We start from the raw sequence: 26655 nt of genomic DNA on the forward strand, positions 1-26655 counted from the left end.
GTTTGTTATTTATTGAGTTTGCAAATCAAAGTATTATAAAACAAATAGGTTTCAATTCCAATGGGTTTTAAAAATGCTTTGAAGTTGCGTATATTGCCCATCGGTATCTCCATAAGCTTGTCGTTGTTTTTTTAATTCAACTTTCATATTCTTTATAATTTCTGAATAAGTAGCGTCGTTATAGGCATTGTAGTTTTCGTTAGGGTCTTTTTCCAAATCGTAAAACTCCCAAGCTGGGGGTGTACTTTCTTTTGATGAACCTGTCATATCTAAAGAATGTCCATAAAAAAAGGCAAGTTTGTAACGTTTGTTTCTAATGCCAAAATGTGCGGGCCTAATGTAGTGGTTAGTCCAATATCTATAATAAGCCGAGGTCCTCCAATCCTTGGGAGTTTCGCCTTTAAGATTTTTACGAAAACTATTACCTTGAAAAGATTTTGGTTTTTTAATGCCGGCATAATCTGCAAACAATGCTGGGAAATCGATGTTTAAAATAATATCATCCAATCGTTTTCCTGCTGCAATTTCTTTAGGGTAACGAATTACAAAAGGCATTCTTAGCGATTCATCATAAATTAATCGTTTATCAAAAAAACCGTGTTCACCCAAAAAGTAACCTTGGTCTGCGGTATAAATAACAACAGTGTTTTCGGCTAAATTTGAGGCTTCCAAATAGTCTAAAATTTTCCCAATATTATCGTCAATCGCAGCGCCAGAACGCATAAAATCTTTTACAAATTTTTGATAGGTTGCTTTACGCGCAGAAATGCTATCCATTTCATTTGTGTAAAACGGTAGCCCCGGATATTTGCACCACCAATTGTCAGGGTCGTTCGAGGCTTGTTCGTATCGCCATGCTAAATTCTCTAATTTTTGACCAACAAATGAGCGTCCGGTAGTTTCTGGAGAAAAGTCGAATAATGAGGCTGGTTCTGGTATTTCAACATCCTTATACAAATTTTTATAACGCTCAGGGAAATCAAAAGGTTCGTGGGTTGCCTTAAAATGCGTCATGAGCATAAAGGGTTTGTTTTGGTCTCTTTTGCTTAACCAATCTATAGATAATTGCGTAATCACATCGGTTGAGAACCCTTTATGCACATCCCATGCTTCTTTAGGTTTATGAAAGTTTTCTGCAGTTCTTAAAATAGGATCCCAATATCGCCCTTGGTCGTGCAAAATGTTGTAATAATCAAATCCCGAAGGTTCTTTTTTTAAATGCCATTTCCCGATAATAGCGGTTTGGTAACCGTTGTTTTTTAATACTTTGGCAATGTTTAAGCTATCGGGTTGCAGCGCATCGCTTAAGGTATAAACCCCATTTTTGTTGCTTAATTGCCCAGTAAGAATACTGGCTCTACTGGGTACGCAAATAGAGTTGGTGCAAAAGGCATTGTTTAAAACCATACCTTCATTGGCCAGTCGATCTATGTTTTTGTTCTGCACATATTCTTTTAAAATGCCACCATAAACTCCCCATGCTTGCGAGGTATGGTCGTCAGACATGATGAAAATAATATTGGGCTTTATGGTAGTTTGTTTCTCTTCGGATTTACAACTAATTAGAAAAAAGATTCCAACAAATACTATTGTGATATTGCGTATGTTTTTTTGCATTTTTAAGCTATTTAATTATGATTTCATCAATAAAAATCCATCCAGAGTTACTAGCCCCTTCATGCCCTTCAGGAATATTTTTAATACCTTTTATGTTTACTTTTATAAACTGAGCGTTTTGTTTAGTTTGAATTGTAAGGGTGTCGATAAAATTATGTTTAGTGTTGATTTTTGTTGAAGTTTCAGATTGAATAGTATTGCTGAATGTTAGTCCATCATTTGAAAAACTAATCTCAAATAGCTTTGGACTAAATACCCAATTTGATGGATTGTGCAAATAACCAATTGTTATTTCTGAAATCGATTTCATTTCATTCAAATCTAAAATAAACTCCAAATCTTTTCCTTCTTGCCCAATCCATTGCCCAGAGCTGTAATCAACATAGCCTCGTTTCCCGTCAATTAAAACTTCAATGTTTTTATATCGGTTATTAAGTTTTTTAACAGCTTTAATTTTACCGTGTTTTCCTAAATGATTTATGGGTTTTGTTTTTTTGGGAATGTCGGTTTCATAACCGTGTTCCCAAGCTAAATATTTTGCTTTAAGTGCTTCAACAATTTCTGGATGCTTATCTGCAAGGTTTTTCATTTCTGAAACATCTTCACTTAAATCGGATAAAAATAAAGCATCATTTTCTAAATCTAATTTTCCTTTATTTGAGGTGTCTTTTGGGTAACCCATAAGTTTCCAATTACCATTTCTAACGGCCCATTGGTTACCGTATTTCCAAAAAGCACCTGTTCTTTCTGAAGCGGTATTTGGTGTTTTAATCATTTCAGACATATCCAAGCCATCAATGTGTTTTGGTAAGTTAAAATGGCAAAGTTTAGCCAATGTTGGCAACCAATCTATATTTACAAAAAATTCATCATTTACAATGTTTTCCGGCAAATTGTTTTTCCAACTAATAATGGTAGGTAATCTAATGCCGCCTTCAAACAAACTGCTTTTTGCACCTCGATACGGGCCAGAATTTCCGCCGCCATTAAAGGCGCGCGTTTCAGTTGAATAACCATTATCGGATTGATAAACAATAATAGTGTTGTCTCGTATTCCGAGTGCTTCCAGTTTATCCATTAAAAACCCAATACGCTCGTCTATTGTTGAAATAAACGCCGCATAATCGCCTCTGGGTTTTTTTGCACTTTTGTAATACTCTCTCCATTTTTTAGTAGGCTGATAGGGGTAATGTGGCATGTTGATGGCGTAGTACATAAAGAAAGGATTTTCTTTGTTGTCTTCAACATATTTTAAAGCTTTATTTGATGCCAAGTCTGGGAAATATTGCCCATCGTAAAATACTTCTTTGCCATTTTCATATAAATCGTGCACATTGGGTCCGGCCCAAAAAAAGTAATGAGAGTAGTTGTCTATACAGCCTCTTAAATGCCCGAAAGAATAATCGAAACCTTGTGCGTTTGGCGAGGTTTCTGCGCTCATTCCTAAATGCCATTTGCCAATATGCCCAGTTTTATAACCGTTATCTTTAAATAATTCGGCAAGCGTGTATTGCTCGTTTGGCATGCCATGAGAATTTGGTACATGCGAGGTGTTGCCATTAACGCCTGCATTTTGGGGGTATTTACCTGTTAACAAAGCGGCTCTAGATGGTGCGCAAACAGGTGCGGCCACATAAGCTTGTGTAAAGCGCGTGCCTTGTTTTGCAAGTTTATCGATATTAGGAGTGTAAATATCGGTTGCGCCGTAGCACCCCAAATCTACAGCGCCTTGGTCATCGGTATAAATAACAATTACGTTTGGCTTATTTTGGGCAAAGCAGTGTAAACTAATAAATAATATAAACAGATTTATATGTTTTGTATTTAGAAGAGAAAAGAAATTAGTACGCATAGTTTTAAGGATAATCCTTTAAAGTTAAAAATATTATAAACCATTTGAAGTTTTTTAGACTAATAACTTGCATTTTACTACAAAAAACAGGATTATTGAAACCATAAAAAAAGCTCCTAAAGTTATTTTTACTAAAGGAGCTTTTATAAATTAAGATTAATTTCTATTTATTTTCAATCCACTTTCTGGCATTTACAAAAGCCTCTAACCATGGCGATACTTGGTCTTTTCTATCTTTAGGGTAATGTGCCCAATTCCATTGAAACGTTGAGCGCTCAATATGTGGCATGGTTACTAAATGACGCCCGGTTTTATCGCACATCATGGCCGTATTAAAATCTGATCCATTAGGATTGTGCGGATATTCGGCATAACCATATTTTGCTACAATGTTGTATTTATCTTCTGGATAGGGCAAATCAAACCTGCCTTCGCCATGCGAAATCCAGACGCCTAAAGTGGTTCCTGAAAGTGTGGAGAGCATTACCGAATTATTTTCTTGAATTTTTACTGAAGTAAACGCACTTTCGTGTTTATGCGAATCGTTATAAGTCAGTTTTCCATGGGTTTCGTGCTCCGGATTTACCAAATCCAATTCCATCCAAAGTTGTGCACCGTTACAGATACCTACAGATAAAGTGTCTTTTCTTTCAAAGAATTTTTTAAGGGCTGTATTTGCTTTTTCGTTATATTTAAAAGCCCCAGCCCAACCTTTGGCAGAACCTAAAACATCAGAGTTTGAAAAACCGCCAACAGCACCAATAAACTGAATGTCTTCAAGGGTTTCGCGACCCGAAATTAAATCGGTCATGTGCACATCTTTAACATCAAAACCGGCGAGATACATGGCGTTTGCCATTTCGCGCTCGGAGTTTGAACCTTTCTCGCGTAATATAGCGGCTTTAGGTCGTTTGCCGTTATTGCGAGGAGTTTGCGATGTGGCAATCTCTTTATTTGATGCAATGACATCGTTTAGTTTGCCTGTAAAATGTTTTGGGAATGTATATTGTAATGGCTGGTTTTTATAGTTGTTAAATCTATCTTCAGCCAAATTATTTGCGGTTTGTTTTTTGTCGAGCAGGAAAGAGGTTTTGTACCAAACATCGCGTAAGCGAGATACTGTCATGGTAAAAACTTCAGCTTGATTGATAATGCTTAAAACATCAGAATCGGTTACTTTTCCTATGTTATGAAATTTAATATGTGCATCAGTTAAAACGGTTTCAATTGAAGCATCTTTAGCTTGAAATACTATTCCTGAGTTTTCAGCAAATAAAATTTTAAAGGAATCTTTTTCATTTAAGGCAGAAAGATCTAATTCTGCTCCAATATTGGTATTGGCGAAACACATTTCCAATAATGTTGTAATTAATCCGCCAGAAGCTACATCGTGTCCGGCAACAATTTGCTCGTCTTTTATTAATTGTTGAATGGTGTTAAATACATTTTTAACATAAGAGGCATCTTTTATATTGGGCGTTTCGTTTCCTATTTTATTTAAGATTTGCGCAAATGAGCTTCCGCCCAATTTAAAGTTGTCTTGCGATAGATTAATATAATATATAGTGCTTGCTATCGAAGTTTCTGGGTTTTGAAAAACGGGCTCGACAATTTTGTTAATATCGTTACAATTTGCTGCGGCAGAAACGATAACCGTACCAGGAGAAATCACTTCATCATTCGGGTATTTTTGCTTCATGGACAAGGAGTCTTTCCCTGTTGGAACATTGATGCCTAAATCGATTGCAAACTCAGAAATGGCTTGTACGGCTTCGTATAATCGTGCATCTTCACCTTCGTTTTTACAAGGCCACATCCAGTTTGCAGAGAGCGAAACCGATTGTAAACCGTCTTTTAAAGGAGCCCAAACAATATTGGTTAAGGCTTCGGTAATCGAGTTTCTGCTTCCGGCTACTGGGTTTATTAAGCCAGAAATAGGCGAGTGCCCAATAGAAGTTGCAATGCCTTCTTTTCCTTTGTAATCTAATGCCATTACACCAACATTGTTTAAGGGCAATTGTAATGGGCCAACGCATTGTTGTTTGGCTACTTTACCGCCAACACAACGGTCCACTTTATTGGTTAGCCAATCTTTACATGCTACAGCTTCGAGTTGTAAGAGTTGGTCTAAATAAATGTAGAAATTATCAGAATTATAAGTAACATCGCTGTAATTTCTTTTTATGGTTTTGTCGGTCATTATGGTTTTTGGAGAGCTTCCAAACATATCTTCCATAGCTAAATCCATGGGTTTGTTGCCTTTGGTTTTAGATTGAAAGGTAAAGCGGTTGTCTCCCGTAACATCGCCAACGGTGTACATCGGCGAACGCTCGCGTTCAGCTATTTTTTGAAGTGTATCTATATGTTTTTCGGAAATTACCAAGCCCATGCGTTCCTGAGATTCGTTTCCTATAATTTCTTTATCAGAAAGCGTTGGGTCGCCAACGGGTAATTTGTCTAAATCTATTTTTCCACCGGTGTCTTCAACTAATTCAGATAAGCAGTTTAAGTGTCCGCCAGCACCATGATCGTGAATGGAAACAATAAAATTCTCATCGCTTTCAACCATTCCACGAATAGCGTTGGCAGCACGTTTTTGCATTTCTGGGTTTGAGCGTTGTACCGCATTGAGTTCAATGCCAGATTCAAATTCGCCTGTGTCTGCTGATGATACTGCAGCGCCACCCATACCTATGCGGTAGTTTTCACCTCCAAGAATAACAATTTTATCACCTTGTTTTGGTGTGTCTTTTATGGCCTGATCTGTTTTTCCGTAGCCAATACCACCAGCTTGCATAATGACTTTATCGAAACCAAGTTTACGAGGATGAGATTCTTCACTATCGTTCTGAACGGCATCGTTGTTTTCGTCATGCTCAAAAGTTAAAACGGAACCACAAATAAGGGGTTGGCCGAATTTATTCCCAAAATCGGATGCGCCGTTTGAAGCTTTTATTAAAATATCGATTGGTGTTTGGTACAGCCATTTACGCGCTTCAAATTTTTGTTCCCAGGGTCTATCCTTTTCTAACCGTGAATATGAGGTCATGTAAACCGCTGTTCCTGCTAATGGTAACGAGCCTTTTCCGCCAGCAAGTCTGTCTCTAATTTCGCCACCAGAGCCTGTTGCAGCGCCATTAAAAGGCTCAACGGTTGTTGGGAAATTATGGGTTTCCGCTTTAAGCGAGATAACAGAATCAAAATTTTGAGTGGTGTAATAATCCGGGACATCGGCACGTTTTGGCGCAAATTGCTCTACTTTTGGGCCTTTTATAAAAGCAACATTGTCTTTGTATGCCGAAACAATATCGTTCGGGTTTTGTTTTGAGGTTTCTTTAATAAGCTTAAAAAGTGACGTTGGTTTTTCTTCGCCATCGATAATAAAAGTGCCATTGAAAATTTTATGACGACAATGTTCTGAGTTGACTTGCGAGAACCCAAACACTTCAGAATCGGTTAATGGCCTGCCAATTTTTTTGGCGACACCTTTTAGGTAATCTATTTCTTCATCACTTAAGGCCAGACCTTCTTGTTTATTGTAAGCGGCAATATCTTCAATATTTAAAATGGGTTCTGGATGAATATTAATGGTAAAGGAGTCTTGATTCAAACCGTCGAATTTTTCTGAAATCATGGGGTCGAAATCCTTAAAATCTTTGGTAACCGCTGTAAATTCTTCAATTCTGACGATGCCAGAAATTCCCATATTTTGGGTAATTTCAACCGCATTGGTACTCCAAGGTGTAATCATGGCAGCGCGGGGGCCAACAAAAAAAGCATCTAACGATGCTTGTTCTATTTTGGGCTGGTTGCCAAATAACCACTCTAATTTTAAGATGGTTTGGGCAGATAATTCTTTTGTTGTTTGAACAGCAAATACCTTGCTGTTTGCGTTTCCAAAGAAATGAATCATTATGTTTTAGTTTACATGTTTAAAGAAAGTGCAAAAATACATTTTTTCGGCTATAATGAGCATTTATTTTTTGGCAAACAAAACGGCTTGTTAACAGCGTTTTTAACAGTTGTCTAAAAGTGTTTTGCCAAAATGGAAGTTACCGCGCCGTAATACGAACTGCCAAATAAGTTTAAGTGTACTAGCAAATAGTAAAGCTGATAGATTTCTATTCTGGCCGCTGTATGTTGGTTTTGTGGAAATTGCGAATGGTAGGCTTTGTAAAACGATTCTCCAAAGCCACCAAAAAGTTTGCTCATGGCAATATCTACCTCGCTATGCCCGTAATACATTGCAGGATCTATTAAATATGGTAGGCCATTATTTGAAATTAAATAATTGCCATACCATAAATCGCCATGCAATAACGATGGTTTTATGTTTTTTAAAAGTGGTTTTAAATGTGATTTAATGGTTTCATTGGAAGGACATTCATAATTTGAAAGCAAGTTTTTTTGTTGTGCTAATTTAAGTTGGGGTAGCAAACGCTCATAGGTGTAAAAATCTAGCCAGTTTTTATGTTGTTGGTTGCTTTGTGGTAAACTGCCAATAAAATTATCTTGGTTTAAACCAAAACTGTTGGAAGTGCATTGGTGCAATTTTGCTAATTGCTCTCCGAAGTTTTTAAAATCTTTTTCTGAGGGTGTTTTAGGTTCTACATATTCCATCAGTAAAAATGCAGCTTGTTTTAAAATGCCACAAGCGATAACTTTTGGAGTCGCAACGGATTGTGAGCCTTTTATGTTTTCTAAACCTAATTTTTCGGCTTTAAACATGTTGTAAGCGTTGGCGTTCGAATTTGTTTTTAAAAAATAATGGCCAATTTCCGTTTCAATTTTAAATGCTCGGGAAATATCGCCACCAGAAACCGTTATAACGTTTTTAACCTTGGCACTTAAAATATCCTCGATATGTTTAATGTAAAACGAATCCACTTTTTTTAGCTTGTGTTGTAAAAATAAGAAAAGGTCATCAAAATTATGGACGACCTTTAAAGTGTTAATTGCTATGTGGTTAACGGGTTTATTGCTTAACTAGCTTTTTTGTGGTAGAACCGTTTTTAGATGACAGTTTAACGAGGTAAACGCCTTTAGCTAAGCTGGAAACATTTATGGTTTTGTTATGGGCATCAACTTTGTTAGTCAAAACTCTTTTGCCCAAAACATTGTAAATTTCTATGCTTAGTGATGTTTTTGTTTTAATGTTTAAATAATCGTTTTTTAAAGGGTTTGGGTAGATTTTTACCGATGATAGGGGATATTCATTAATAGATAGCAGATTCCAACGATCTTCTGCTGCATTTTGTCCGGCAGGAATTCCCCATATCATATTGGCAAGATAGGGTTGGTCTATAAACGGGTTTCTGTTGCCTTGAGAATAGGTGTCTCCACTGGTATGGTATGTGTTTCTAGCATCTTCATAGGCAGAAACTTTGTCTGCTTCGTTCCAATATAATAGTAGGTCGATCATGTTTGAATCTAAAGCATTTGTATTTCCGTTAGAAACATTTGAAGGTAAACATTGGCTATCATATCTCAGGTACATATACATTATAACCCTAGCAACATCGCCTCTCCATTCATCGCCTGGATACCAATCCGTACCTCCGTTAACGGTTTTAGAATTTCCAGAACCTGCTGCAAATTTTTTATTACCTCTCTGTCCGTTCCGTTGCACATCTGATGCTCTTAAATTGTGGGCATCGCTATAAGATGTCATATTCTTTCCTCCCGTTTCTAGCTTGGGAGTACCTAAAGAATTTGGATAGGTGTGCTCTCTGTTCCAATCTCCAACACTACCGCCGTTATTGTTTACGTCTCTGTATAAATCATTTGTAACATCTCCATCAGTTCCATTTTCCCAACCATATATTAACAGCACGTTGGAATTATTCATGGGGTCTAAATCAGTGTTTTGGCATGCCTCCCAAATATAGTTTAAAGGGTTTGTATGTGTTGAGATGATTCTTGTAGCTAATGCATCTTTTAAATCTGACCCCGATAAATTATCAAAATCGATCCCATTATAATACGCTTGCTGCGGAAAAGCGTAAAAACTGATTGATATTAGTAATAATAATGTGTAAAAATGTTTCATGTTTAATTTTTTTCTAAGAGTGCCATATAAAAGCCATCAAACCCCGATTGGTGTGCCATCACTTTTTTGTCTTTTACAAATGTAAAACTTTTTCCAGCATCGGATGTTAAGAATTTATCAACTTGTTTCTGGTTTTCAGATGGTAACACAGAGCAGGTTGCGTAAACCAATTTCCCGCCAGCTTTAACCATTTTAGAATATTGCTGTAAAATATCTTGCTGTGTGGTTTTTATTTTTTCGATAAAATCGGGTTGCAATTTCCATTTAGCATCGGGGTTTCTTCGCAGTACGCCCAGGCCAGAACATGGTGCATCAATTAAAACACGATCGGCTTTATCGTATAGTTTTTTAATAACTTTGGTAGAATCGATTGTGCGGTTTTCAATATTGTGTGCCCCGTTTCGTTTGGCGCGTCGTTTTAGTTCGTTAAGCTTGTTTTCGTAAATATCCATAGCAATAATTTGCCCTTTATTTTCCATTAAGGCTGCAATGTGCAAGGTTTTACCGCCTGCGCCCGCGCAAGCATCAACCACCCGCATACCGGGTTTTACGTTTAAAAACTCAGCGACCAATTGCGACGAGGCGTCTTGCACCTCGAACCAACCTTTTTTAAAGGCTTCGGCAGAGAAAACATTGGTGCGTTCTTTTAATTTTAAAGCATATGGATAGCCTTTTAAAGTTTCGGTTTCAATATCAGAATCAAATAAAACTTCTTGTAATTTTTCTTTGGTAGTTTTTAAAGTGTTTACTCTTAAAATAACATCGGCTTGTTGGTTTAAAGCGTTAATTTCTTTAGTCCAAACGGTTTTTCCTAATTCTTGTTCGCCTATTTCATCCATCCAATCTGGAATAGACTCCTTGAATTTCCTAATTTTCGATAGTTCATCAAAACGCCCTTTTATTTTGCGCAATGGTGTGCCTTCAAAATATTTCCAATCGGGTAATTTTATGCCTTTTAAGGTAGCCCAAACGGCAAACATACGCCATAGGTTATTACGGTCAAACGGCTCTTTTACATCGGCAATTTCGGCGTACAAGCGTTTCCAGCGTACGATGTCGTAAGTGGTTTCGGCAACAAAAGCCCTGTCGCGTGCGCCCCAACGTTTATCGCGTTTTAATAGTTGTTGAATCACTTTATCGGCATACTTGCCTTCGTTAAAAATTAGGGTTAAACCATCAATAACCGCAAAACATAAATTTCTGTGTAATCGCATTGTAAAATATTAAGCATGCAAAGGTACGTTAAAAGTTTATTTGTTTGTGTGTTGATTTATTTATTCGTTTATTTGAGTGTAATAGTAAATTTATACTCATGAATCGATTGGCTCCCATTATTGTTTTTTTTGTTTTGTTTTCTTGTGGAAAAAAGCAGGGTAAGTTTGTGCCTAAAAATATATCTTCAGTTGAAATTAATCATCTTTTGGAAGATTCTTTGTTGAATGTTAGGGCGATAGAAATTACGGTTGATAATAATGTCTTTTTTCTTACATCCAAAGGTTTTGGCGGTCTTGTATATTATAGCGATTACGATGATGAATTGGAAATTGTGTATCCAATACCTATAGCTCATGATAGTGTTAAGAATAATTTTAGGGCATTTGCATCAACTAATAAAAATGGATTTGGTATCACTATTGGATCTCCTGCTAGATTATATAAAATTAAGAATGACGAAAAGGTTGTTGTTTACCAAGAAAACCACCCTAAAATATTTTACAATTCCATGGATTTTTGGAACGATAACGAGGGTATTGCCATTGGCGATTCAACCGATGGCTGTTTAAGCATTATCATTACACGAAATGGCGGAAATACTTGGACTAAATTATCTTGCGAAGATTTACCAAAAGCTTCAGAAAACGAAGGCGCTTTTGCTGCAAGCGATACAAACATTGCCATTGTAGGCGATAAAACTTGGGTAGCTACAACTGCCGGTCGTGTGTATTTTTCACCCGACAAAGGGAAGACATGGGCCGTTTTTGATACGCCAATCGTCAAAGAAAAAGAAACCGAGGGTATTTATTCCATAGATTTTTACGATGAACTCAACGGCTTTGCTATTGGGGGCGATTATACCAAACCAGAGCATAATACTGCCAATAAAATAAGAACTATTGATGGCGGTAAAACTTGGCAATTGGTAGCGCAAAACCAAAACCCAGGTTACAGAAGCTGCGTGCAATATATACCAAATGGAAAAGGAAAAGAGCTAGTAGCCGTTGGGTTTAAAGGAATAGATTACAGTAACGACACCGGAAACTCTTGGAAACATTTAAGCGACGAAGGTTTTTACACCATCAGGTTTTTAAACGATAGTGTGGCTTATGCCGCTGGCGCAGGCAGGATTTCTAAATTAACCTTTAGGGAATAATGTTACACAAATAAAAATAAAAAAATACCTTAACAGATAAGGGTTAAGGCATAATTTTAAAGGATAAGATATGTTGTTTTAGTCTATAATTATTTTGAATTACTGAACAGCACCCGGCGGATATTTCTCCATAATTTTAGCAACAAACTCTTTGATGCGAGCGTCTTTTTTCTCCATGTTTTGCGATAAATAACCGGTGCCCATACCTTGCCAAACCAGTTCTTTTTTGCTGGCATCTATTAAATCTATGTACAAAACACCTTCGGTAGATCGCGATACAGAATTATAACTGTTCCAATACCAAGGATGCCAGCCCCAGCCATAGCCGTAAGGGCCAAAACCGTTGTTGTAAACGTTAATTTTTTCGCGAGATTTTGTGAACAAGCTAACCAGCAAATCTGGATTTTCAGATTTTGTAAAGCCTTTTGCTAAAAGCTCGGACTCGATAGCACGTAGAATTCTGCGTTTGTCTAAATCGCTAATTTCAGCTTTATCGATACCTGTTTTGTAAAACGCAAAGGTTTTGTATGCGCTAAAGTTTGCATTTTTATCATAATCTGTTGCTACTCTAACCGAGCTGCATGCCGATACCAAAAATAACAATGCTAAAAATAGTAATGGTTTAAAAAGTTTTTTCATAGCCTTAATGTTTAGTTTTTTTCTTCTATCTAAAATACAAAAAATCATTAAAAAAGCATTTGTTTTTAGGTAATATTAACATCAATAATCGTACCAAGAGTAATAAAACCAAGTGGTTGTAGTTCTTGGTTTTTTCTGCAATATTAAGGGGTTTGTTTATTTTCCAGACCTTAGCGCAGTGCTGGTGCTGTAGCCATAAGGGCAATGTCTGCAACCGCTTTGGCAACAATAGCCGCGTTTTAAAAGGTATTGCTCGGTAAAACAGCGGTAACCTTCGGGCGTTAGGTAATAGTCGCCTTCTTCAATAGGGATAATTTTCTTCATTATATTGCAAATATAGTATATATTGGAAAACCATGCCTTGGCTGTTTTGGCCAAAATTTATAATTATTTGCCAGCATTGCAAGCGTGGATATTGGATTGATTTTTGATTACATTGATTTATGATTTTCATTTCGAAGTACTTAGTGCCTAAAGGCTATACGGGTTTAACCATTTTTCCTTTTGTGTTTTTAAAATTAAGTCGGTATAAAACGAATTATGTTTTAATTAACCACGAGAAAATTCATTTAAAACAACAGTTGGAAATGCTGCTCGTTCCTTTTTATTTGGTTTATGGGTTTGAATTTTTATTTCGATTAATTCAATATAAAAAATGGCATTTGGCTTATCGAAACATATCTTTTGAACGTGAAGCTTACGCCAACGAATTGAATTTAGATTATTTAAAACAACGCTTTTTTTGGGGATTTTTAAAGTATATTCGCAAGCATGATTTTTAAGCTCGAAAATAGTATTAACCAGCCTATTGTTTTGCAAAAAAACAAAGCGGTTGAGTTGTTTTTAAAACGCGAGGATAACATTCATCCTTTTGTGTCTGGAAATAAATACCGAAAGTTAAAATACAATCTTATCGAAGCCAAAAATAACGGCTTTAAAACGTTGCTTACTTTTGGTGGCGCCTATTCAAACCATATTGCAGCCGTGGCCTCTGCTGGACAAATCCATGGGTTTAACACCATTGGTGTTATTAGGGGAAACGAATTGTTCGAAAAAATTAAAAGCAACCCTACCTTAAGTTTTGCGAAACAATGCGGTATGCAATTTAAGTTTGTATCTCGAGAGGCTTATCGCTATAAAGCATCCAAATTATTTATCGATAATTTAAAAGAAGAATTTGGCGATTTTTATTTGGTGCCCGAGGGCGGTACAAATACTTTGGCTATTAAAGGCTGCGAAGAGATATTAAGCGAAGCGGATAAAAATTTCGATTTTATATGCACTGCCGTTGGTACGGGAGGCACCGTTTCTGGACTTATTAGTGCTTCTAAACCTAATCAAAAAGTTTTAGGGTTTTCGGCTCTAAAAGGTGATTTTTTACAACAAGATATTAGTAAATTTGTAGCCAAAACCAATTGGGAGCTTATTTCTGATTATCATTTTGGAGGCTATGCTAAAATAAATGAAGATTTAATTAGTTTTATAAATGATTTTAAAAAAGATTATCAAATACCTTTAGACCCGGTTTATACCGGAAAAATGATGTTTGGGATTTCCGATTTAATCGAAAAAGGGTATTTTCCAAAAGGATCGAAAATATTGGCCATTCATACAGGAGGTTTACAAGGTATCGCTGGAATGAATGCTGTTTTAAAAAAGAAAAACTTACAAATTATTCAATAAAAAAATGAAACGATTACTTGTAATATGCTGTGTAATGGCGATGGTTTTAAGCTGTCGTTCTAAAAAAACTGTGGTAACGAAAAAGCAAAAAACCAATACCGAGCAGGTTAATACTAAAGAGAAAACCACCAAAACCGATGATAAAATTACGGTTACTGCACCAAAAGTTTATGCAAATAAAGTTGAAGAATATATAGATACCTATAAAGGTATTGCCCAAAACGAAATGAAACTTTACCACATTCCTGCAAGTATTACCTTGGCGCAGGGTATTTTAGAATCGGGTTCTGGTTATGGGCGGCTTTCTGTAAAAGCCAACAATCATTTTGGTATTAAATGCCACGGGTGGACAGGTAAAAAGATTTATCACGACGACGATGAAAAGCAAGAATGTTTCAGAAAATACAAAGATGCCAAATACTCTTTTAGAGACCGTTCGCTGTTTTTAACAGGGCGAAAACGATACGCTAAACTTTTTAAGTTAAAACCAGAAGATTACAAAGGTTGGGCAAAAGGGTTGAAAGCCGCAGGGTACGCCACCGATAGAAAATATCCACAAAAATTAATTAGTTTAATAGAGCGTTACAAATTATACCAATACGATAAAGAAGTGTTGGGAGATGCTTATGTAAAATCCCAAACGCCAGCTTTAAGCAACGCTGTAACTTATACGGTAGTAAAGGGCGATACGCTATATTCCATCTCAAGAAAATACAATATTACGGTTAAAGAACTTCAAAAAATAAATGGTTTAAACAATAACACCATTAGTATTGGGCAGGCTTTAATTGTTAAACCTTCATCTAAAAATCAATAAAAACATGATTTACAAACGCAGCAGCGCCTTATTTGCGCAAGCCGAAACCGTTATTCCCGGTGGTGTAAATTCTCCGGTACGTGCTTTTAAAGCCGTTGGCGGAAAACCTATTTTTGTAAAAGAAGCCAAAGGGGCATATTTATATGACGAAGATGGCAACCGATTGATAGATTACATAAATTCTTGGGGTCCCATGATTTTGGGGCATGCCCACGAACCTGTTGTAAATGCGGTAATCGATAAGGCCAAAAAAGGAACCTCGTTTGGCATGCCCACAGAAATTGAGACCAAAATCGCTGAACTGGCCGTTTCCATGGTGCCCAATATCGATAAAATACGGTTTGTAAACTCAGGTACCGAGGCCTGTATGAGTGCAGTACGTTTGGCTCGAGGCTTTACCGGAAAAGACAAAATTGTAAAATTTGCAGGCTGCTACCATGGGCATTCCGATTCGTTTTTAATTCAAGCGGGTAGTGGTGCTGTAACTTTTGGCACGCCCAACAGCCCGGGAGTAACAAAAGGAACTGCTAAAGATACTTTGCTTGCGCGTTATAACGATATTGAAAATGTTGCCCAATTAATTGAAGCCAATAAAAATGAAATTGCTTGTATTATTATAGAACCTGTTGCTGGTAATATGGGCTGTATTCCGCCAAATAAAGGGTTTTTGCAAGCCTTGAGAAACTTATGCGATGTCCATAATATATTGTTGGTTTTTGATGAGGTGATGACGGGTTTCCGATTAGCAAAAGGCGGTGCGCAAGAACTGTTTTCTATTAATGCCGATATTGTTTGCTTTGGGAAAGTGATTGGAGGCGGATTGCCCGTTGGTGCTTTTGCAGCTCGGAATGAGATTATGAATTATTTAGCCCCATTGGGACCTGTGTATCAAGCAGGGACTTTAAGTGGGAATCCGTTAGCTATGGCGGCTGGATTGGCCATGTTAAAAGAACTGAATGCCGATACCAGAATTTTTAAGAGATTAGCCGAAAAAACAGCGTATTTACATAAAGGTATTTCTAAGGTTTTAAATGATAATAAGGTTGTGCATACCATTAATAGAGTGGGCTCGATGATTTCTGTACATTTTGATGAAACCGAAGTTGTAGATTTTCAAACCGCTGCCAAAGGCAATAACGATACCTTTAAAAAGTTTTTCCACGGCTTGCTTAACGAGGGGGTTTACATTGCGCCCAGTGCTTTTGAAACCTGGTTTATTACAGATGCCTTAACTTATAAGGATTTGGATTTTACTATTGAAGCTGTTGGTAGGGTTGCGAAAATGTTATAATTCAAATCAACTTTTAATACCAATTAAAAAAACAAAACGCACCCCAAAAATCGAGATGCGTTTTTCATCAATCAAACTATAATTAACTAACCAACCAAAAAATCAATGTTGTTTTTTCTTGCCGTAACCTTTTTTACGGTGTTTGTTTTTGTGCATTTTTTTTGCTTGCCCTTTTTCCCACTTCTTATATTGCTCGTCGTTTAATATGTCTTTCATTTTTGCTTTCATCGCTATTTGATGGTCTAATCTAGCATTCATCATCGCATAACGCTCCTCTTTTGATGGTTTTTCGGCATTGACACTTTCTTTTTTGGCTTTGCGGGCCTCCATCATCGCTTTTCTTTTTGTGGCGTTTTCTAAATTTAGTTTTTGTATTTTTTCTTGCTGCGATTTGGTTAAATCTAGGTGCAATGTCATTTTTTTTGTTTGTAATGTTGCCATTTCTTCTACAGAAAGATCCATCATTTTTGCTCCTCTCTCTTTGTTTTGGTATCCTTTTTTGCCGTCTTGAGCTGTTGCTTGAAGCGCAAATAAAGCAAGAGCAATTATTGCTAATTTTTTCATTTTTATTTTGTTTTAAGTTATTTGTTGTTAGGACTTATACAAAACAGAAAGGTTTAATGTGTTATTCAATTTTAACTAGGTGTTAACGTTTTTAATATTATCAATTAGTGTTAAAGTGGTAGTGTAAAGGCTTTGGTTTTCCATTTTGCTTTTTAACCACGCGTAAAAACTCATTACAAAAATGTCTTCTCGGGTTTTGTCAATCCATTCAAAAGCGTTTTCAACTTTATTTTTAAAAGCTTCTGAAGTTGTTTTTTCTGGGTTTTTATAGCAATCTTCAACCAAAGTTAAATAAGTTAGTGCGCGTTGTTGGTTAATTTCTTTTAAATAGTTGCTGTGGCTTCTTTTAAAACTTAATAATCTGGACTCTACTAAATCTATGTTTTTTAATTCGATATGTAATAAAATTTCAATTAAGTGCTTTTTAATTACCCATTCTTTTCCGGCTTTATCGGTGTACCAACTATCTGTGTGGTAGAATTTTGAAAACAGTGTATATGCTTTTTTTAAATCGTTTTTTTGAAAATAAAACATGGTTAAACTCAACCTAATATCTAAAATGGTTTCAATGTCATTATGTTTAATGGTGCTATATGGTTTTAATAAGTTTATAGCTTCATTTTGTTTGTTGGTGTAATTAAAATTTAGGCTTAAAAGTAAATGGTATTTAAGTTTAAAGGTGTTGTAGTGTTTATTTCGTTTTTCTTTCATCTGTTCGTGCATTAGGTTTAAATAATGCAAAGACGTATTGAATTTTTTATTTCGGAACAAAGTATTTGCTAAAAAATAAAGTATTTGAATGTGATAAAACAGTTGCTTTTCTATGTCTTTATGCTTAATTAAAGATTTATAAGTGTTAATTAAAAAAGGCTCGATTTTTAAATAATCGTTGGTTGCAAAAGCCGAAAAACTAGTAATAGCTACAAGCTGATACAACGATTTAAACGACATAGAATCGTTAACACTAATATTGTGCTCCTTTAACGTATGGTTTAAAAGGGTTTGGAAATCTACAATATTACCTTTATGGGTTGTGTTATTTAGCGTTTGTCTGATTTTTGCGTAAACGATATTGAGCTGATCTTCTAATTGATGGTTTTTTTGATTGCTTTTGAATTTTGAAATGATTTTGTTAATATCTACCGAAGGGTTGCCATAAGCGTATTGAATTTTGGTATGGTAAATCTCATTAAGCAACGAAAACAAATAATGCTCTGTGGCTAAAATTTCGGCTTTATCTAAAATTTTATAAGCAACTTTATATTGTTTGTACTGCAAACAAGTGCGCGATGCCAATATGTATTTAATAATTTGCATATCCACCGCTTTTTCGTCTTGTAAACTTGCATTGGCAATAAAATCGATTATAGATTGGTACAGACGTTTTCTTAAAGCATGATATGCCCCTTTTTTATGATTGCCGTAGAGTTTAAAACAAAGGTCGTTCGAGTTTAAATTGTTGTTAAGCAAATGCTTAAATAACTGAATGTTTTTAGTGTCGCTACGTTTGTTCTTTTTTTCTAAATAGTTTATAAAACGCTGTTGGTCTTCATTGGAAAAAGTAGATATAATAGTGTTTAAATCATTCATTTAATCGTCATTAAAATATATTAAATATCTATAAATATATAGATTTTATTATAAATTATAAATAATATATCGTCAGTTTTAGTTAAATATTATGTTTCGCAATTCCCGGAGGTTTCGCAGTTTTGCACTGTATCAGTTAGTAATTGAAATTGCTGTAAAATAAAATGATTATTTTTTGCTTTATACAAAAAGAAAAGAGAGCCATTGCAGTAGCTACAGCGGGCTTTTATTTTGAATTAGAAAGTTAAAAAATGGCTTTTTATAGCGGTAATTTTAGTTGGTAAATCATATTTAATCATTAAAACAAAAATTATGAATTATGAAACAACGGTGTCTTTAGACGAAAAATCTAAAACTTCTGAGACTAAAAAAAAACTTGAAATTTACGACCAAAAACCAACTCCAGCATTTATAGGCGCCTCGTGGTCGGCATTATTAATAGGTATGACCTCGTATTGCATTGGTTTATGGAATGCCAACATGCAACTTAACGAAAAAGGCTATTATTTTACTATATTATTGTTTGGGCTGTTCTCGGTAATTTCTGTGCAAAAAGCGGTGCGCGATAAATTAGAGGACATTCCCGTTACCGATATTTATTACAGTATTAGTTGGTTTACAACCGTGGCATCTATAGTGCTGTTGGTTATCGGTCTTTGGAACGCCGATTTAATGTTAAGCGAAAAAGGCTTTTACGCTATGTCTTTTTTGTTGAGTTTGTTCGCTGCTATTGCGGTACAAAAAAACATACGGGATGTGCAGTATATAGATAGAAGTTGTGCTGAATAAAAACAATAAGCGTCTATATTTACAACAAATAAAAAAAGCCTGTTTATTATGGAATGGCAATTTTTCCAGACCTGTAAGGTTTTCAATCCCGAAGCTTTGGGAACAACAGGTGTTTTAAATCAATACTAAAACAACAACGGTTTGTTTTGATGGTTGGTTAATTAACCCAAAACCTCGTGGTTGTTGGCTGCGGGGTTTTAAAAAACAAAAAAATGGATAAAATTTACAATAAAGAAAAGATTGTTTTTTACCTAAGCATAGCTACGTCCCTGTTTCTGCTTTTTATTTATCTTAACTCAACGGTTTTTAAAATGGATTTTGTGTTAATAGGGGTTTTTCAAGAAATGCTTACAATTCCAAGTGTTTTAGTGCAGCCCATATTATTGTTTTTATCTTTAAGATTGTATATTAGAATGCAATTAAAAGTAAAATCGTTTGCATTTTGTACTTTAATCGTATCTTTAATTACCATGTTTTTAGCTTGGGGTAGTTTAATTAAGGCTTTATGGCCATTGGTGTTTTAAATAAACAGGTATGCAATCAAAAATTAAAAACCAAATAGAAGAGCTTGTTGAAGCACAAGTTATTTCAACCAAAGTTGCCATAAACATCGAGAATTATTATAAATCTAAAAAAGTAGATTCCCCAAACCGGTTATTTACTGTTTTTGCAGTTCTAGGCTCCACTTTGGTTGGCCTTGGCGTTGTTTTGATTTTGGCCCATAATTGGGACCATTTTTCAAAAAGCATAAAAACCGGGTTTGCATTTGCCCCATTAATTATCGGGCAGTTTTTTGTGGGCTACTCCATTTTAAAAAAGAAAAGCGTAACATGGAAAGAGGCTTCGGGCGTATTCCTGTTTTTCGCAGTTGGCGCAAGTTTGGCATTAATAAGCCAGATATATAATATTCCCGGAAATTTTAGCAGTTATATGTTAACTTGGGTTTTGCTTTGCACGCCATTAATTTATCTTTTAAAATCAAACGCATTAGCAATTTTACATATTGTTTTTGCAACAAATTACGCCTGCGCTTTTGGATATTTTGATGGTAACCAAACACCATGGATATACTTATTGTTGGTAACAGTGTTAATGCCATACTATTATAAATTACTAAAAGTAAGTAAAGCCCATAACATCACATCCATTTTTAACTGGCTATTGCCTTTAAGTGCCGTAATTGTATTGGGGGCTTTTGTAGAAAAAAACGGGGAATACGGGTTTTTAATGTATGTTGTTTTATTCGGATTGCTTTACAATATTGGTAAGATACCGTTTTTTAACAACCAAAAACTAAGACGAAATGGTTATTTGATTTTGGGCTCTTTGGGTACAATTTACATGTTGTTATTAACAAGTTTTGAGTGGCTGTGGCAAGATATTTTAACACACGATTTTGTATTTGGCACTCAAGAATTTTATGTGTCAATCGTGCTTTTTTTAATAACAATAACTGTTTTAATATATTCGTTTTCAAAAAAATGGGTTAAAAATTTCAACCTGTTTCAATTTGTGTTTATCATTTTTACGGCCATCTTTTTTGTGGGGCTGTTGGGTAACTTCATTTCAATTATATTAATCAATATACTTATTTTAGCTTTAGGAATCATTGCCATAAAAATTGGTGCCGATAAATTCCATTTCGGAATTTTAAATTACGGATTGTTAATAATAACCGCGCTTGTTGTGTGCCGTTTTTTTGATACGAATATGAGTTTTGTTATTCGCGGAATACTATTTGTAAGTGTTGGCGTTGGTTTCTTTTTAACTAATTATTTGATGCTGAAAAGGCAAAAAAACAAAGCATAAACCAAACAAATCTGTTGATGTTTTGTAAATAAGATTTGTTGTGGCAAATTCTAGCTAATAGGGTGGTTTATGTAAAAAAAATAGGCGCTTTAAAGTTGCTAAACAGCAACTTTAAAGCGCCTATTTTAAAAAGATTTAGCGTTTATTGTTTTCTTTGAATAACAGTTTTCGCTTTTTCTACAATAGAGGTGCTGTTTAAACCGTATTTTTCCATGAGTTGGGCAGGGGTTCCAGACTCTCCAAAAGTATCATTTGTTGCTACAAATTCTTGTGGTGTTGGTTTGTGTAAAGCTAGAGTTCTTGCTACGCTCTCACCTAATCCTCCTAAAATGTTATGCTCTTCTGCAGTAACGACACAACCTGTTTTGGCAACCGAATTTAAAATAGCTTGTTCATCAAGTGGTTTTATGGTGTGAATGTTTATTACTTCGGCAGATATGCCTTTTTGGTGCAGTGCTTTCGAGGCTTCCAAGGCTTCCCAAACTAAATGTCCAGTGGCCACAATCGTAACATCGGTACCCTCGGTTAATGTGATTGCTTTTCCTATTTCAAATTTCTGGTCTTCTGGTGTAAATACAGGTACTGCTGGTCTTCCAAAACGTAAATATACTGGACCTTCGTGTTCTGCAATCGCGATTGTTGCCGCCTTAGTTTGGTTGTAATCACAAGTGTTTATAACGGTCATGCCTGGAAGCATTTTCATTAATCCAATATCTTCAAGAATTTGATGTGTTGCACCGTCTTCTCCTAAAGTTAATCCAGCATGAGATGCGCATATTTTTACGTTCTTATTCGAATAAGCTATAGATTGGCGTATTTGATCGTAAACACGACCTGTAGAAAAGTTTGCGAAAGTGCCTGTAAACGGGATTTTTCCGCCTATGGTAAGACCAGCGGCAATAGACATCATGTTGGCTTCGGCAATACCAATTTGAAAGAAACGCTCTGGGTTTTCTTCAATGAATTTATCCATTTTTAAAGACCCAATTAAATCGGCACAAAGGGCAACAACATTAGGATTGGTTCTACCAAGCTCTGTTAATCCAGCGCCAAAACCACTTCGAGTATCTTTTTTTTCTGTGTATGTATATGTTTTCATAAGTTTAAAATCGTAATTCGTAAAATCTGAATTTGGTTAATAATCGCCTAGAGTTTCTGGGTTTTGAGCTAACGCCGTAGCTAATTGCTCGTCGTTTGGCGCTTTACCATGCCAAGCATGGGTGTGCATCATAAAATCTACGCCATTACCCATAACGGTTTTTAGCAGGACACAAACTGGTTTTCCTTTACCTGTTTCAGCTTTAGCATCTGCCATACCTTTTAAAATAGCTTCAATATTATTACCTTCTTCAATTTCAATTACAATCCAATCAAAAGCTTCAAATTTAGCTTTAATACTTCCCATGGGTAAAACATCGTCTGTTGCGCCATCAATTTGCTTTCCATTTAAATCGATTGTGGAAATTAAATTGTCAACCTTTTTACCAGAAGCATACATAATCGCTTCCCAATTTTGGCCTTCTTGCAATTCGCCATCGCCGTGTAAAGAATACACTAAATGCTTGTCGTTATTAAGTTTTTTGGCTTGAGCGGCACCAATAGCAACACTCATGCCTTGACCTAATGAACCAGAGGCAATACGAACTCCTGGTAAGCCTTCGTGCGTGGTTGGATGCCCTTGTAAACGGGAATTAATTAATCTAAAGGTGTTTAATTCATCGACTGAAAAATAACCTGTTCTTGCCAATACACTATAGTAAACTGGAGAGATATGGCCGTTTGATAAAAAGAAAAGGTCTTCACCAATACCATCCATTTCAAAATGGTCTTTTGTATCCATAATCTCTTTATAAAGTGCTACAAAAAATTCAGCACATCCTAATGAACCTCCTGGATGACCAGAATTTACTTTGTGCACCATGCGTAAAATATCTCTACGAACCTGTGTTGTTAAATCTTCTAATTGTTGTGTGTTTGGCATGTTTTAATTATTAGTTTTTTTGCGCGACAAAAATAATCTTTTAAATAGCCTTAACAAAATTGAAATGCCCCAATTATTAACCAATCATCAAGATTTTCTAACAATTATAAGATTATTTTAATTTATTGGCAGTTAGTTTTGTATGAGTTAAACTCATTAGTTTTTTTTATTCAGGTGTATTCTGAACCTGCAACAAAAAAAGGCTGCCTTTTCAGACAGCCTCATTTTTTAATATAAATAGGTATATTTTCCTTTTGGAAAGAAGATTTACTTTATCATCTCGTAACTGCGCTTAATAAAGTTAGTGAGCTCTTCGCCTTTAAGCAAACCTTGAGATAGTCTGGCCAAGTCTAAGCTTTGGTTTATTAAACGCTCTTGCTTCTTTTTTGTTTTGGTGCCCAAAATTTCGCCAACTAATGCAGAGTTTGTGTTTACAACCAAATTGTACATTTCTGGCATGTTGCCAAACATGTTCATTCCGCCACCGCCAGTAGCTTGCATCTCTTTCATGCGTCGCATAAATTCGGGTTGAGTTATTATAAAAGGGGCCGCATCGCTATCCATGGGTTCTAATTGCACCGTAAATTTTTCAGAAGGTATTACCTCTTTTAAAAGCGTGTCTAATTTCTTGGTTTGATCGTCATCTAATTTAGAAATTTTAGTGTCGTCTTTTTGGATTAATTTATCGATGTGGTCGGCATCAACACGGGCAAAAGAAATCTTGTCTTTTGTGGTTTCCAGCTTTTGCATAAGATGCGAAACTATTGGCGAGTCTAATAGCAAGACTTGGTAACCTTTGGCTTTGGCAGCCTCTATATAACTGTGTTGTTCGTCTTTATTTGATGCATAAAGGATAACCAGTTTATCGTCTTTATCGGTTTGTTTTGCCTTGATTTTGTTGTAAAGCTCTTCGTAGGTATAATAGGTGCCATCAACGGTTGGGTATAGCGCAAAGGCATCGGCTTTTTCAAAGAATTTTTCTTCAGAAAGCATCCCATATTCAATCACTATTTTAATGTCGTTCCATTTTGCTTCAAAATCCTCACGATTGTTATTAAACAGCGATTTTAATTTATCGGCAACCTTTCTGGTGATATACGATGAGATTTTTTTAACGGCGCCATCGGCCTGTAAATACGAGCGCGAAACGTTTAAAGGAATGTCTGGGGAATCTATAACACCGCGCAGCATGGTTAAAAATTCTGGTACAATGCCTTCAACATTATCGGTTACAAAAACCTGGTTTTGGTACAGTTGGATCCTGTCTTTCTGGATGTTTATATCCTGTCCCATTTTTGGGAAATACAAAATACCGGTTAAATTAAACGGATAATCTACATTTAAGTGGATGTTAAACAGAGGTTCTTCGAATTGCATAGGGTACAATTCGCGATAAAAACCACTGTAATCTTCTTCTTTTAGTTCAGAAGGTTGTTTGGTCCATGCTGGGTTGGGGTTGTTAATAATATTATCAACCGTAATTTGTTTGTGGGGTTCGGTGGTTTCCTTACCGTCTTTGTCTGTTGTGGTTTTTGGTGTAAAATCGGGGTCGTTTATTTGCTTGGTTCCGAATTTAATAGGAATGGGCATAAACTTGTTGTACTTTAATAAGAGTTCGCTAATACGCGTTTCTTCTAAAAATTCAGTCGAATCTTCTGCAATATGAAGGATGATTTCTGTACCGCGATCTGTTTTGTCTGCAGTTTCTAAAGTGAATTCTGGCGAGCCATCACAGGTCCAATGTGCAGCAGGTTCATCTTTGTAAGATTTTGTGATAATCTCTACTTTTTCGGCCACCATAAATGCGGAATAAAAACCTAAACCAAAATGACCGATAATACCTGAATCTTTAGCAGAATCTTTGTATTTATCTAAAAACTCCTCAGCTCCAGAAAAGGCTACTTGGTTAATGTATTTTTCAACCTCATCGGCAGTCATTCCTAGGCCTTGGTCTATAATATGTAGCTTTTTGCCTTCTTTGTCGATTTTTACCTCAATTTGCGGATTGCCATATTCAACCTTGGCATCGCCAACATTAGTTAAGTGTTTTAATTTTAATGTGGCATCTGTAGCATTGCTAACAAGCTCTCGTAAAAAGATTTCATGATCGCTGTATAAGAATTTTTTAATGAGAGGAAAGATGTTCTCTACCGATACATTAATATTTCCTTTTGTCATAATAAATTATAATTTTTTATTTTCCAAAAAGATGGAAAACTGTTTATACTTTTTTTATTTATTGAGTTTAGCTAGTCAAAAAAAATACCAAGCCTTAAAACATGACAAACTGACACGGTTTCTTCTTTGGGACAAAGGCAAATTTCAAAAAAAATATAAAGTACGATTTTGTTGATATTTGGAATATGGATTTTTAAAATTTTGGAATTTGATAGTATTATTTTGTACTTTGGTTATTCGTTTAAAGAGATTCCCGTTTTAATGGGAATGACAAAAAAAGATCATTTATATGTACAATTCAAAAATAATAGGCTTAGGCAAATACCTTCCCGAACATGTTGTAACAAACAACGATTTATCTAAAATGATGGATACCAACGATGCCTGGATACAAGAACGCACAGGCATAAAAGAACGCCGCTGGATAAAAGAAGGGACAGAAGATACATCGGCAGTTATGGGTGCAAAAGCATCAGAAATGGCAATTGAGCGTTCTGGATTGACTAAAGATGACATTGATTTTGTTGTGTTTGCCACCATGACACCAGATTATTATTTTCCGGGTTGCGGTGTGCAAATTCAAGAATTATTAGGCCTAAAAAATGTGGGAGCTATTGATATTAGAAACCAATGTTCGGGCTTTGTGTATGCCATTTCGGTAGCCGACCAATTTATAAAAACAGGCATGTACAATAACATATTGGTAGTAGGTTCAGAATACCATTCCAATGGGCTCGATAAAACCACTCGAGGCCGTGGCGTTACGGTTATTTTTGGAGACGGGGCAGGCGCTTGCGTGCTATCTAGAGAAGAAGATACCACAAAAGGCATACGCTCTACCCACTTGCATAGCGAGGGCAAATATGCCGATAAACTTATTGTAGAATCGCCAAGTATCAAGCATTGGGTGCCACAAATTTTAGAAGCCAAAGAAGAAGATTTGTCATACTTCCCTTATATGGATGGCACTTTTGTTTTTAAGCATGCCGTAGTGCGGTTTAGCGAGGTTATTTTAGAAGGTCTGCAAAAAAACGGATTGAAAAAAGAAGACATAGATATGCTAATTCCACACCAAGCCAATTTGCGCATCGCTCAATTTATTCAAAAAAAGTTTGCGTTAAAAGACGATCAGGTATTCAATAACATACAAAAATACGGTAACACCACGGCGGCATCGGTAATTATCGCGTTAACAGAAGCTTGGGAAGAAGGTAAAATTAAAACAGGCGATAATGTAGTATTAGCCGCATTTGGTAGCGGATTTACATGGGCCAGTGCCATTATAAAATGGTAAACCAATAAAAATTTCAAACATTTTTGCGTTACCCGAAAAGGGTCGGGCTTTCCAATACAATCTTTTTGCTCGTGCCTCACAAAAAGGATTTCCGTTACAATCCCTAACGCGGGCTAACCTGAGAGTGGCAG

The 26655-nt window shown here is 35.9% G+C and carries 22 protein-coding genes; 9 read left to right on the forward strand and 13 right to left on the reverse strand.

All coding sequences use genetic code 11. The annotated features are described in order from the left end of the window. Positions 1 to 51: 51 nt before the first annotated feature. The 6 genes from ACFSQS_RS07255 to ACFSQS_RS07280 all read right to left on the reverse strand — a co-directional run bounded on the left by ACFSQS_RS07255 (position 52) and on the right by ACFSQS_RS07280 (position 10732). The gene (locus ACFSQS_RS07255) at positions 52 to 1617 is read right to left on the reverse strand and encodes a sulfatase family protein (RefSeq protein ID WP_388016332.1); all 1566 of its coding nucleotides are present in this window, start codon (positions 1615 to 1617) and stop codon (positions 52 to 54) included. Between the two features lie 7 nt (positions 1618 to 1624). Beyond that, entirely contained in the window at positions 1625 to 3469 is a 1845-nt protein-coding gene (locus tag ACFSQS_RS07260; RefSeq protein WP_388016335.1) for a sulfatase-like hydrolase/transferase, read from the reverse strand. 163 nt (positions 3470 to 3632) lie between these two features. Beyond that, on the reverse strand, positions 3633 to 7382 hold the full coding sequence (purL, locus tag ACFSQS_RS07265) for a phosphoribosylformylglycinamidine synthase (protein ID WP_388016338.1): 3750 nt from the start codon (positions 7380 to 7382) through the stop codon (positions 3633 to 3635). A gap of 113 nt (positions 7383 to 7495) precedes the next feature. Beyond that, positions 7496 to 8356 (reverse strand): fructosamine kinase family protein, encoded by an 861-nt coding sequence (locus tag ACFSQS_RS07270; RefSeq protein WP_388016341.1) that lies wholly within the window; start codon positions 8354 to 8356, stop codon positions 7496 to 7498. An 88-nt stretch (positions 8357 to 8444) separates the two neighbouring features. Continuing rightward, on the reverse strand, positions 8445 to 9518 hold the full coding sequence (locus ACFSQS_RS07275; RefSeq protein WP_388016344.1) for an endonuclease: 1074 nt from the start codon (positions 9516 to 9518) through the stop codon (positions 8445 to 8447). Positions 9519 to 9520: 2 nt separating this feature from the next. Next, positions 9521 to 10732, reverse strand: a complete 1212-nt coding sequence (locus ACFSQS_RS07280; RefSeq protein ID WP_388016347.1) for an RsmB/NOP family class I SAM-dependent RNA methyltransferase — start codon at positions 10730 to 10732, stop codon at positions 9521 to 9523. 98 nt (positions 10733 to 10830) lie between these two features. Between ACFSQS_RS07280 and ACFSQS_RS07285 the strand changes: the two genes are divergently transcribed. Beyond that, complete coding sequence (locus tag ACFSQS_RS07285) at positions 10831 to 11889, forward strand: WD40/YVTN/BNR-like repeat-containing protein (RefSeq protein WP_388016350.1); 1059 nt, start codon at positions 10831 to 10833, stop codon at positions 11887 to 11889. A gap of 99 nt (positions 11890 to 11988) precedes the next feature. Here ACFSQS_RS07285 and ACFSQS_RS07290 read toward each other — a convergent pair whose 3' ends face one another. Further along, positions 11989 to 12528, reverse strand: a complete 540-nt coding sequence (locus tag ACFSQS_RS07290; protein ID WP_388016353.1) for a DUF4136 domain-containing protein — start codon at positions 12526 to 12528, stop codon at positions 11989 to 11991. A 156-nt stretch (positions 12529 to 12684) separates the two neighbouring features. Further along, positions 12685 to 12852 carry a DUF5522 domain-containing protein gene (locus ACFSQS_RS07295; RefSeq protein WP_388016356.1) on the reverse strand — a complete coding sequence of 56 codons (168 nt, stop codon included), beginning with the start codon at positions 12850 to 12852 and terminating at the stop codon, positions 12685 to 12687. Positions 12853 to 12971: 119 nt separating this feature from the next. Here ACFSQS_RS07295 and ACFSQS_RS07300 point away from each other — a divergent pair, with 119 nt between their 5' ends. Genes ACFSQS_RS07300 through hemL form a run of 4 tightly spaced genes read left to right on the forward strand, consistent with a single transcriptional unit; the run spans position 12972 to position 16319 of the window. Beyond that, complete coding sequence (locus ACFSQS_RS07300; RefSeq protein ID WP_388016359.1) at positions 12972 to 13310, forward strand: hypothetical protein; 339 nt, start codon at positions 12972 to 12974, stop codon at positions 13308 to 13310. Next, positions 13300 to 14211: a 1-aminocyclopropane-1-carboxylate deaminase/D-cysteine desulfhydrase gene (locus ACFSQS_RS07305; protein WP_388016362.1), complete on the forward strand. Its 912-nt coding sequence runs from the start codon at positions 13300 to 13302 to the stop codon at positions 14209 to 14211. The genes ACFSQS_RS07300 and ACFSQS_RS07305 overlap by 11 nt, the downstream gene beginning before the upstream one ends. Positions 14212 to 14215: 4 nt before the next feature. Continuing rightward, positions 14216 to 15028 carry a glucosaminidase domain-containing protein gene (locus ACFSQS_RS07310; RefSeq protein ID WP_388016365.1) on the forward strand — a complete coding sequence of 271 codons (813 nt, stop codon included), beginning with the start codon at positions 14216 to 14218 and terminating at the stop codon, positions 15026 to 15028. Positions 15029 to 15032: 4 nt separating this feature from the next. Then, positions 15033 to 16319 carry a glutamate-1-semialdehyde 2,1-aminomutase gene (gene hemL, locus ACFSQS_RS07315; RefSeq protein ID WP_388016368.1) on the forward strand — a complete coding sequence of 429 codons (1287 nt, stop codon included), beginning with the start codon at positions 15033 to 15035 and terminating at the stop codon, positions 16317 to 16319. A 102-nt stretch (positions 16320 to 16421) separates the two neighbouring features. On the opposite strand, the gene ACFSQS_RS07320 is transcribed toward hemL, so the two are convergent. Then, positions 16422 to 16883 carry a Spy/CpxP family protein refolding chaperone gene (locus tag ACFSQS_RS07320; protein ID WP_388016371.1) on the reverse strand — a complete coding sequence of 154 codons (462 nt, stop codon included), beginning with the start codon at positions 16881 to 16883 and terminating at the stop codon, positions 16422 to 16424. 75 nt (positions 16884 to 16958) lie between these two features. Then, positions 16959 to 18473: a hypothetical protein gene (locus tag ACFSQS_RS07325; RefSeq protein ID WP_388016374.1), complete on the reverse strand. Its 1515-nt coding sequence runs from the start codon at positions 18471 to 18473 to the stop codon at positions 16959 to 16961. Positions 18474 to 18785: 312 nt separating this feature from the next. On the opposite strand from ACFSQS_RS07325, the gene yiaA reads away from it, so the two are divergent. From yiaA to ACFSQS_RS07340, 3 genes are all read left to right on the forward strand, one after another. Beyond that, positions 18786 to 19262, forward strand: coding sequence for an inner membrane protein YiaA (gene yiaA, locus ACFSQS_RS07330; protein WP_388016376.1), 477 nt, complete (start codon positions 18786 to 18788; stop codon positions 19260 to 19262). 212 nt (positions 19263 to 19474) lie between these two features. Then, positions 19475 to 19786: a hypothetical protein gene (locus ACFSQS_RS07335; RefSeq protein ID WP_388016379.1), complete on the forward strand. Its 312-nt coding sequence runs from the start codon at positions 19475 to 19477 to the stop codon at positions 19784 to 19786. Positions 19787 to 19796: 10 nt separating this feature from the next. Further along, on the forward strand, positions 19797 to 21071 hold the full coding sequence (locus ACFSQS_RS07340; protein WP_388016382.1) for a DUF2157 domain-containing protein: 1275 nt from the start codon (positions 19797 to 19799) through the stop codon (positions 21069 to 21071). A gap of 142 nt (positions 21072 to 21213) precedes the next feature. Here the strand turns inward: ACFSQS_RS07340 and ACFSQS_RS07345 are convergent, their stop codons facing one another. From ACFSQS_RS07345 to htpG, 3 genes are all read right to left on the reverse strand, one after another. After that, entirely contained in the window at positions 21214 to 22170 is a 957-nt protein-coding gene (locus ACFSQS_RS07345; RefSeq protein ID WP_388016385.1) for a transketolase family protein, read from the reverse strand. A 36-nt stretch (positions 22171 to 22206) separates the two neighbouring features. Next, positions 22207 to 23052, reverse strand: coding sequence for a transketolase (locus ACFSQS_RS07350; RefSeq protein WP_388016388.1), 846 nt, complete (start codon positions 23050 to 23052; stop codon positions 22207 to 22209). A 267-nt stretch (positions 23053 to 23319) separates the two neighbouring features. Continuing rightward, positions 23320 to 25230, reverse strand: coding sequence for a molecular chaperone HtpG (gene htpG, locus ACFSQS_RS07355; protein ID WP_388016391.1), 1911 nt, complete (start codon positions 25228 to 25230; stop codon positions 23320 to 23322). A 289-nt stretch (positions 25231 to 25519) separates the two neighbouring features. On the opposite strand from htpG, the gene ACFSQS_RS07360 reads away from it, so the two are divergent. After that, entirely contained in the window at positions 25520 to 26524 is a 1005-nt protein-coding gene (locus tag ACFSQS_RS07360) for a 3-oxoacyl-ACP synthase III family protein (RefSeq protein ID WP_388016394.1), read from the forward strand. Positions 26525 to 26655: the final 131 nt, after the last annotated feature.

The sequence above is a fragment of the Gelatiniphilus marinus genome (assembly GCF_042684345.1).
Taxonomy (GTDB): Bacteria; Bacteroidota; Bacteroidia; order Flavobacteriales; family Flavobacteriaceae; genus Gelatiniphilus; species Gelatiniphilus marinus.

Excerpts from the sequence above, each read along its gene's own strand:
- ACFSQS_RS07255 (WP_388016332.1), bottom strand. The coding sequence starts at position 1,617 with ATGCAAAAAAACATACGCAATATCACAATAGTATTTGTTGGAATCTTT.
- ACFSQS_RS07260 (WP_388016335.1), bottom strand. The coding sequence starts at position 3,469 with ATGCGTACTAATTTCTTTTCTCTTCTAAATACAAAACATATAAATCTG.
- purL (WP_388016338.1), bottom strand. The coding sequence starts at position 7,382 with ATGATTCATTTCTTTGGAAACGCAAACAGCAAGGTATTTGCTGTTCAA.
- ACFSQS_RS07275 (WP_388016344.1), bottom strand. The coding sequence starts at position 9,518 with ATGAAACATTTTTACACATTATTATTACTAATATCAATCAGTTTTTAC.
- ACFSQS_RS07280 (WP_388016347.1), bottom strand. The coding sequence starts at position 10,732 with ATGCGATTACACAGAAATTTATGTTTTGCGGTTATTGATGGTTTAACC.
- ACFSQS_RS07285 (WP_388016350.1), top strand. The coding sequence starts at position 10,831 with ATGAATCGATTGGCTCCCATTATTGTTTTTTTTGTTTTGTTTTCTTGT.
- ACFSQS_RS07290 (WP_388016353.1), bottom strand. The coding sequence starts at position 12,528 with ATGAAAAAACTTTTTAAACCATTACTATTTTTAGCATTGTTATTTTTG.
- ACFSQS_RS07295 (WP_388016356.1), bottom strand. The coding sequence starts at position 12,852 with ATGAAGAAAATTATCCCTATTGAAGAAGGCGACTATTACCTAACGCCC.
- ACFSQS_RS07300 (WP_388016359.1), top strand. The coding sequence starts at position 12,972 with ATGATTTTCATTTCGAAGTACTTAGTGCCTAAAGGCTATACGGGTTTA.
- ACFSQS_RS07305 (WP_388016362.1), top strand. The coding sequence starts at position 13,300 with ATGATTTTTAAGCTCGAAAATAGTATTAACCAGCCTATTGTTTTGCAA.
- ACFSQS_RS07310 (WP_388016365.1), top strand. The coding sequence starts at position 14,216 with ATGAAACGATTACTTGTAATATGCTGTGTAATGGCGATGGTTTTAAGC.
- hemL (WP_388016368.1), top strand. The coding sequence starts at position 15,033 with ATGATTTACAAACGCAGCAGCGCCTTATTTGCGCAAGCCGAAACCGTT.
- ACFSQS_RS07320 (WP_388016371.1), bottom strand. The coding sequence starts at position 16,883 with ATGAAAAAATTAGCAATAATTGCTCTTGCTTTATTTGCGCTTCAAGCA.
- ACFSQS_RS07325 (WP_388016374.1), bottom strand. The coding sequence starts at position 18,473 with ATGAATGATTTAAACACTATTATATCTACTTTTTCCAATGAAGACCAA.
- yiaA (WP_388016376.1), top strand. The coding sequence starts at position 18,786 with ATGAATTATGAAACAACGGTGTCTTTAGACGAAAAATCTAAAACTTCT.
- ACFSQS_RS07335 (WP_388016379.1), top strand. The coding sequence starts at position 19,475 with ATGGATAAAATTTACAATAAAGAAAAGATTGTTTTTTACCTAAGCATA.
- ACFSQS_RS07340 (WP_388016382.1), top strand. The coding sequence starts at position 19,797 with ATGCAATCAAAAATTAAAAACCAAATAGAAGAGCTTGTTGAAGCACAA.
- ACFSQS_RS07345 (WP_388016385.1), bottom strand. The coding sequence starts at position 22,170 with ATGAAAACATATACATACACAGAAAAAAAAGATACTCGAAGTGGTTTT.
- ACFSQS_RS07350 (WP_388016388.1), bottom strand. The coding sequence starts at position 23,052 with ATGCCAAACACACAACAATTAGAAGATTTAACAACACAGGTTCGTAGA.
- htpG (WP_388016391.1), bottom strand. The coding sequence starts at position 25,230 with ATGACAAAAGGAAATATTAATGTATCGGTAGAGAACATCTTTCCTCTC.
- ACFSQS_RS07360 (WP_388016394.1), top strand. The coding sequence starts at position 25,520 with ATGTACAATTCAAAAATAATAGGCTTAGGCAAATACCTTCCCGAACAT.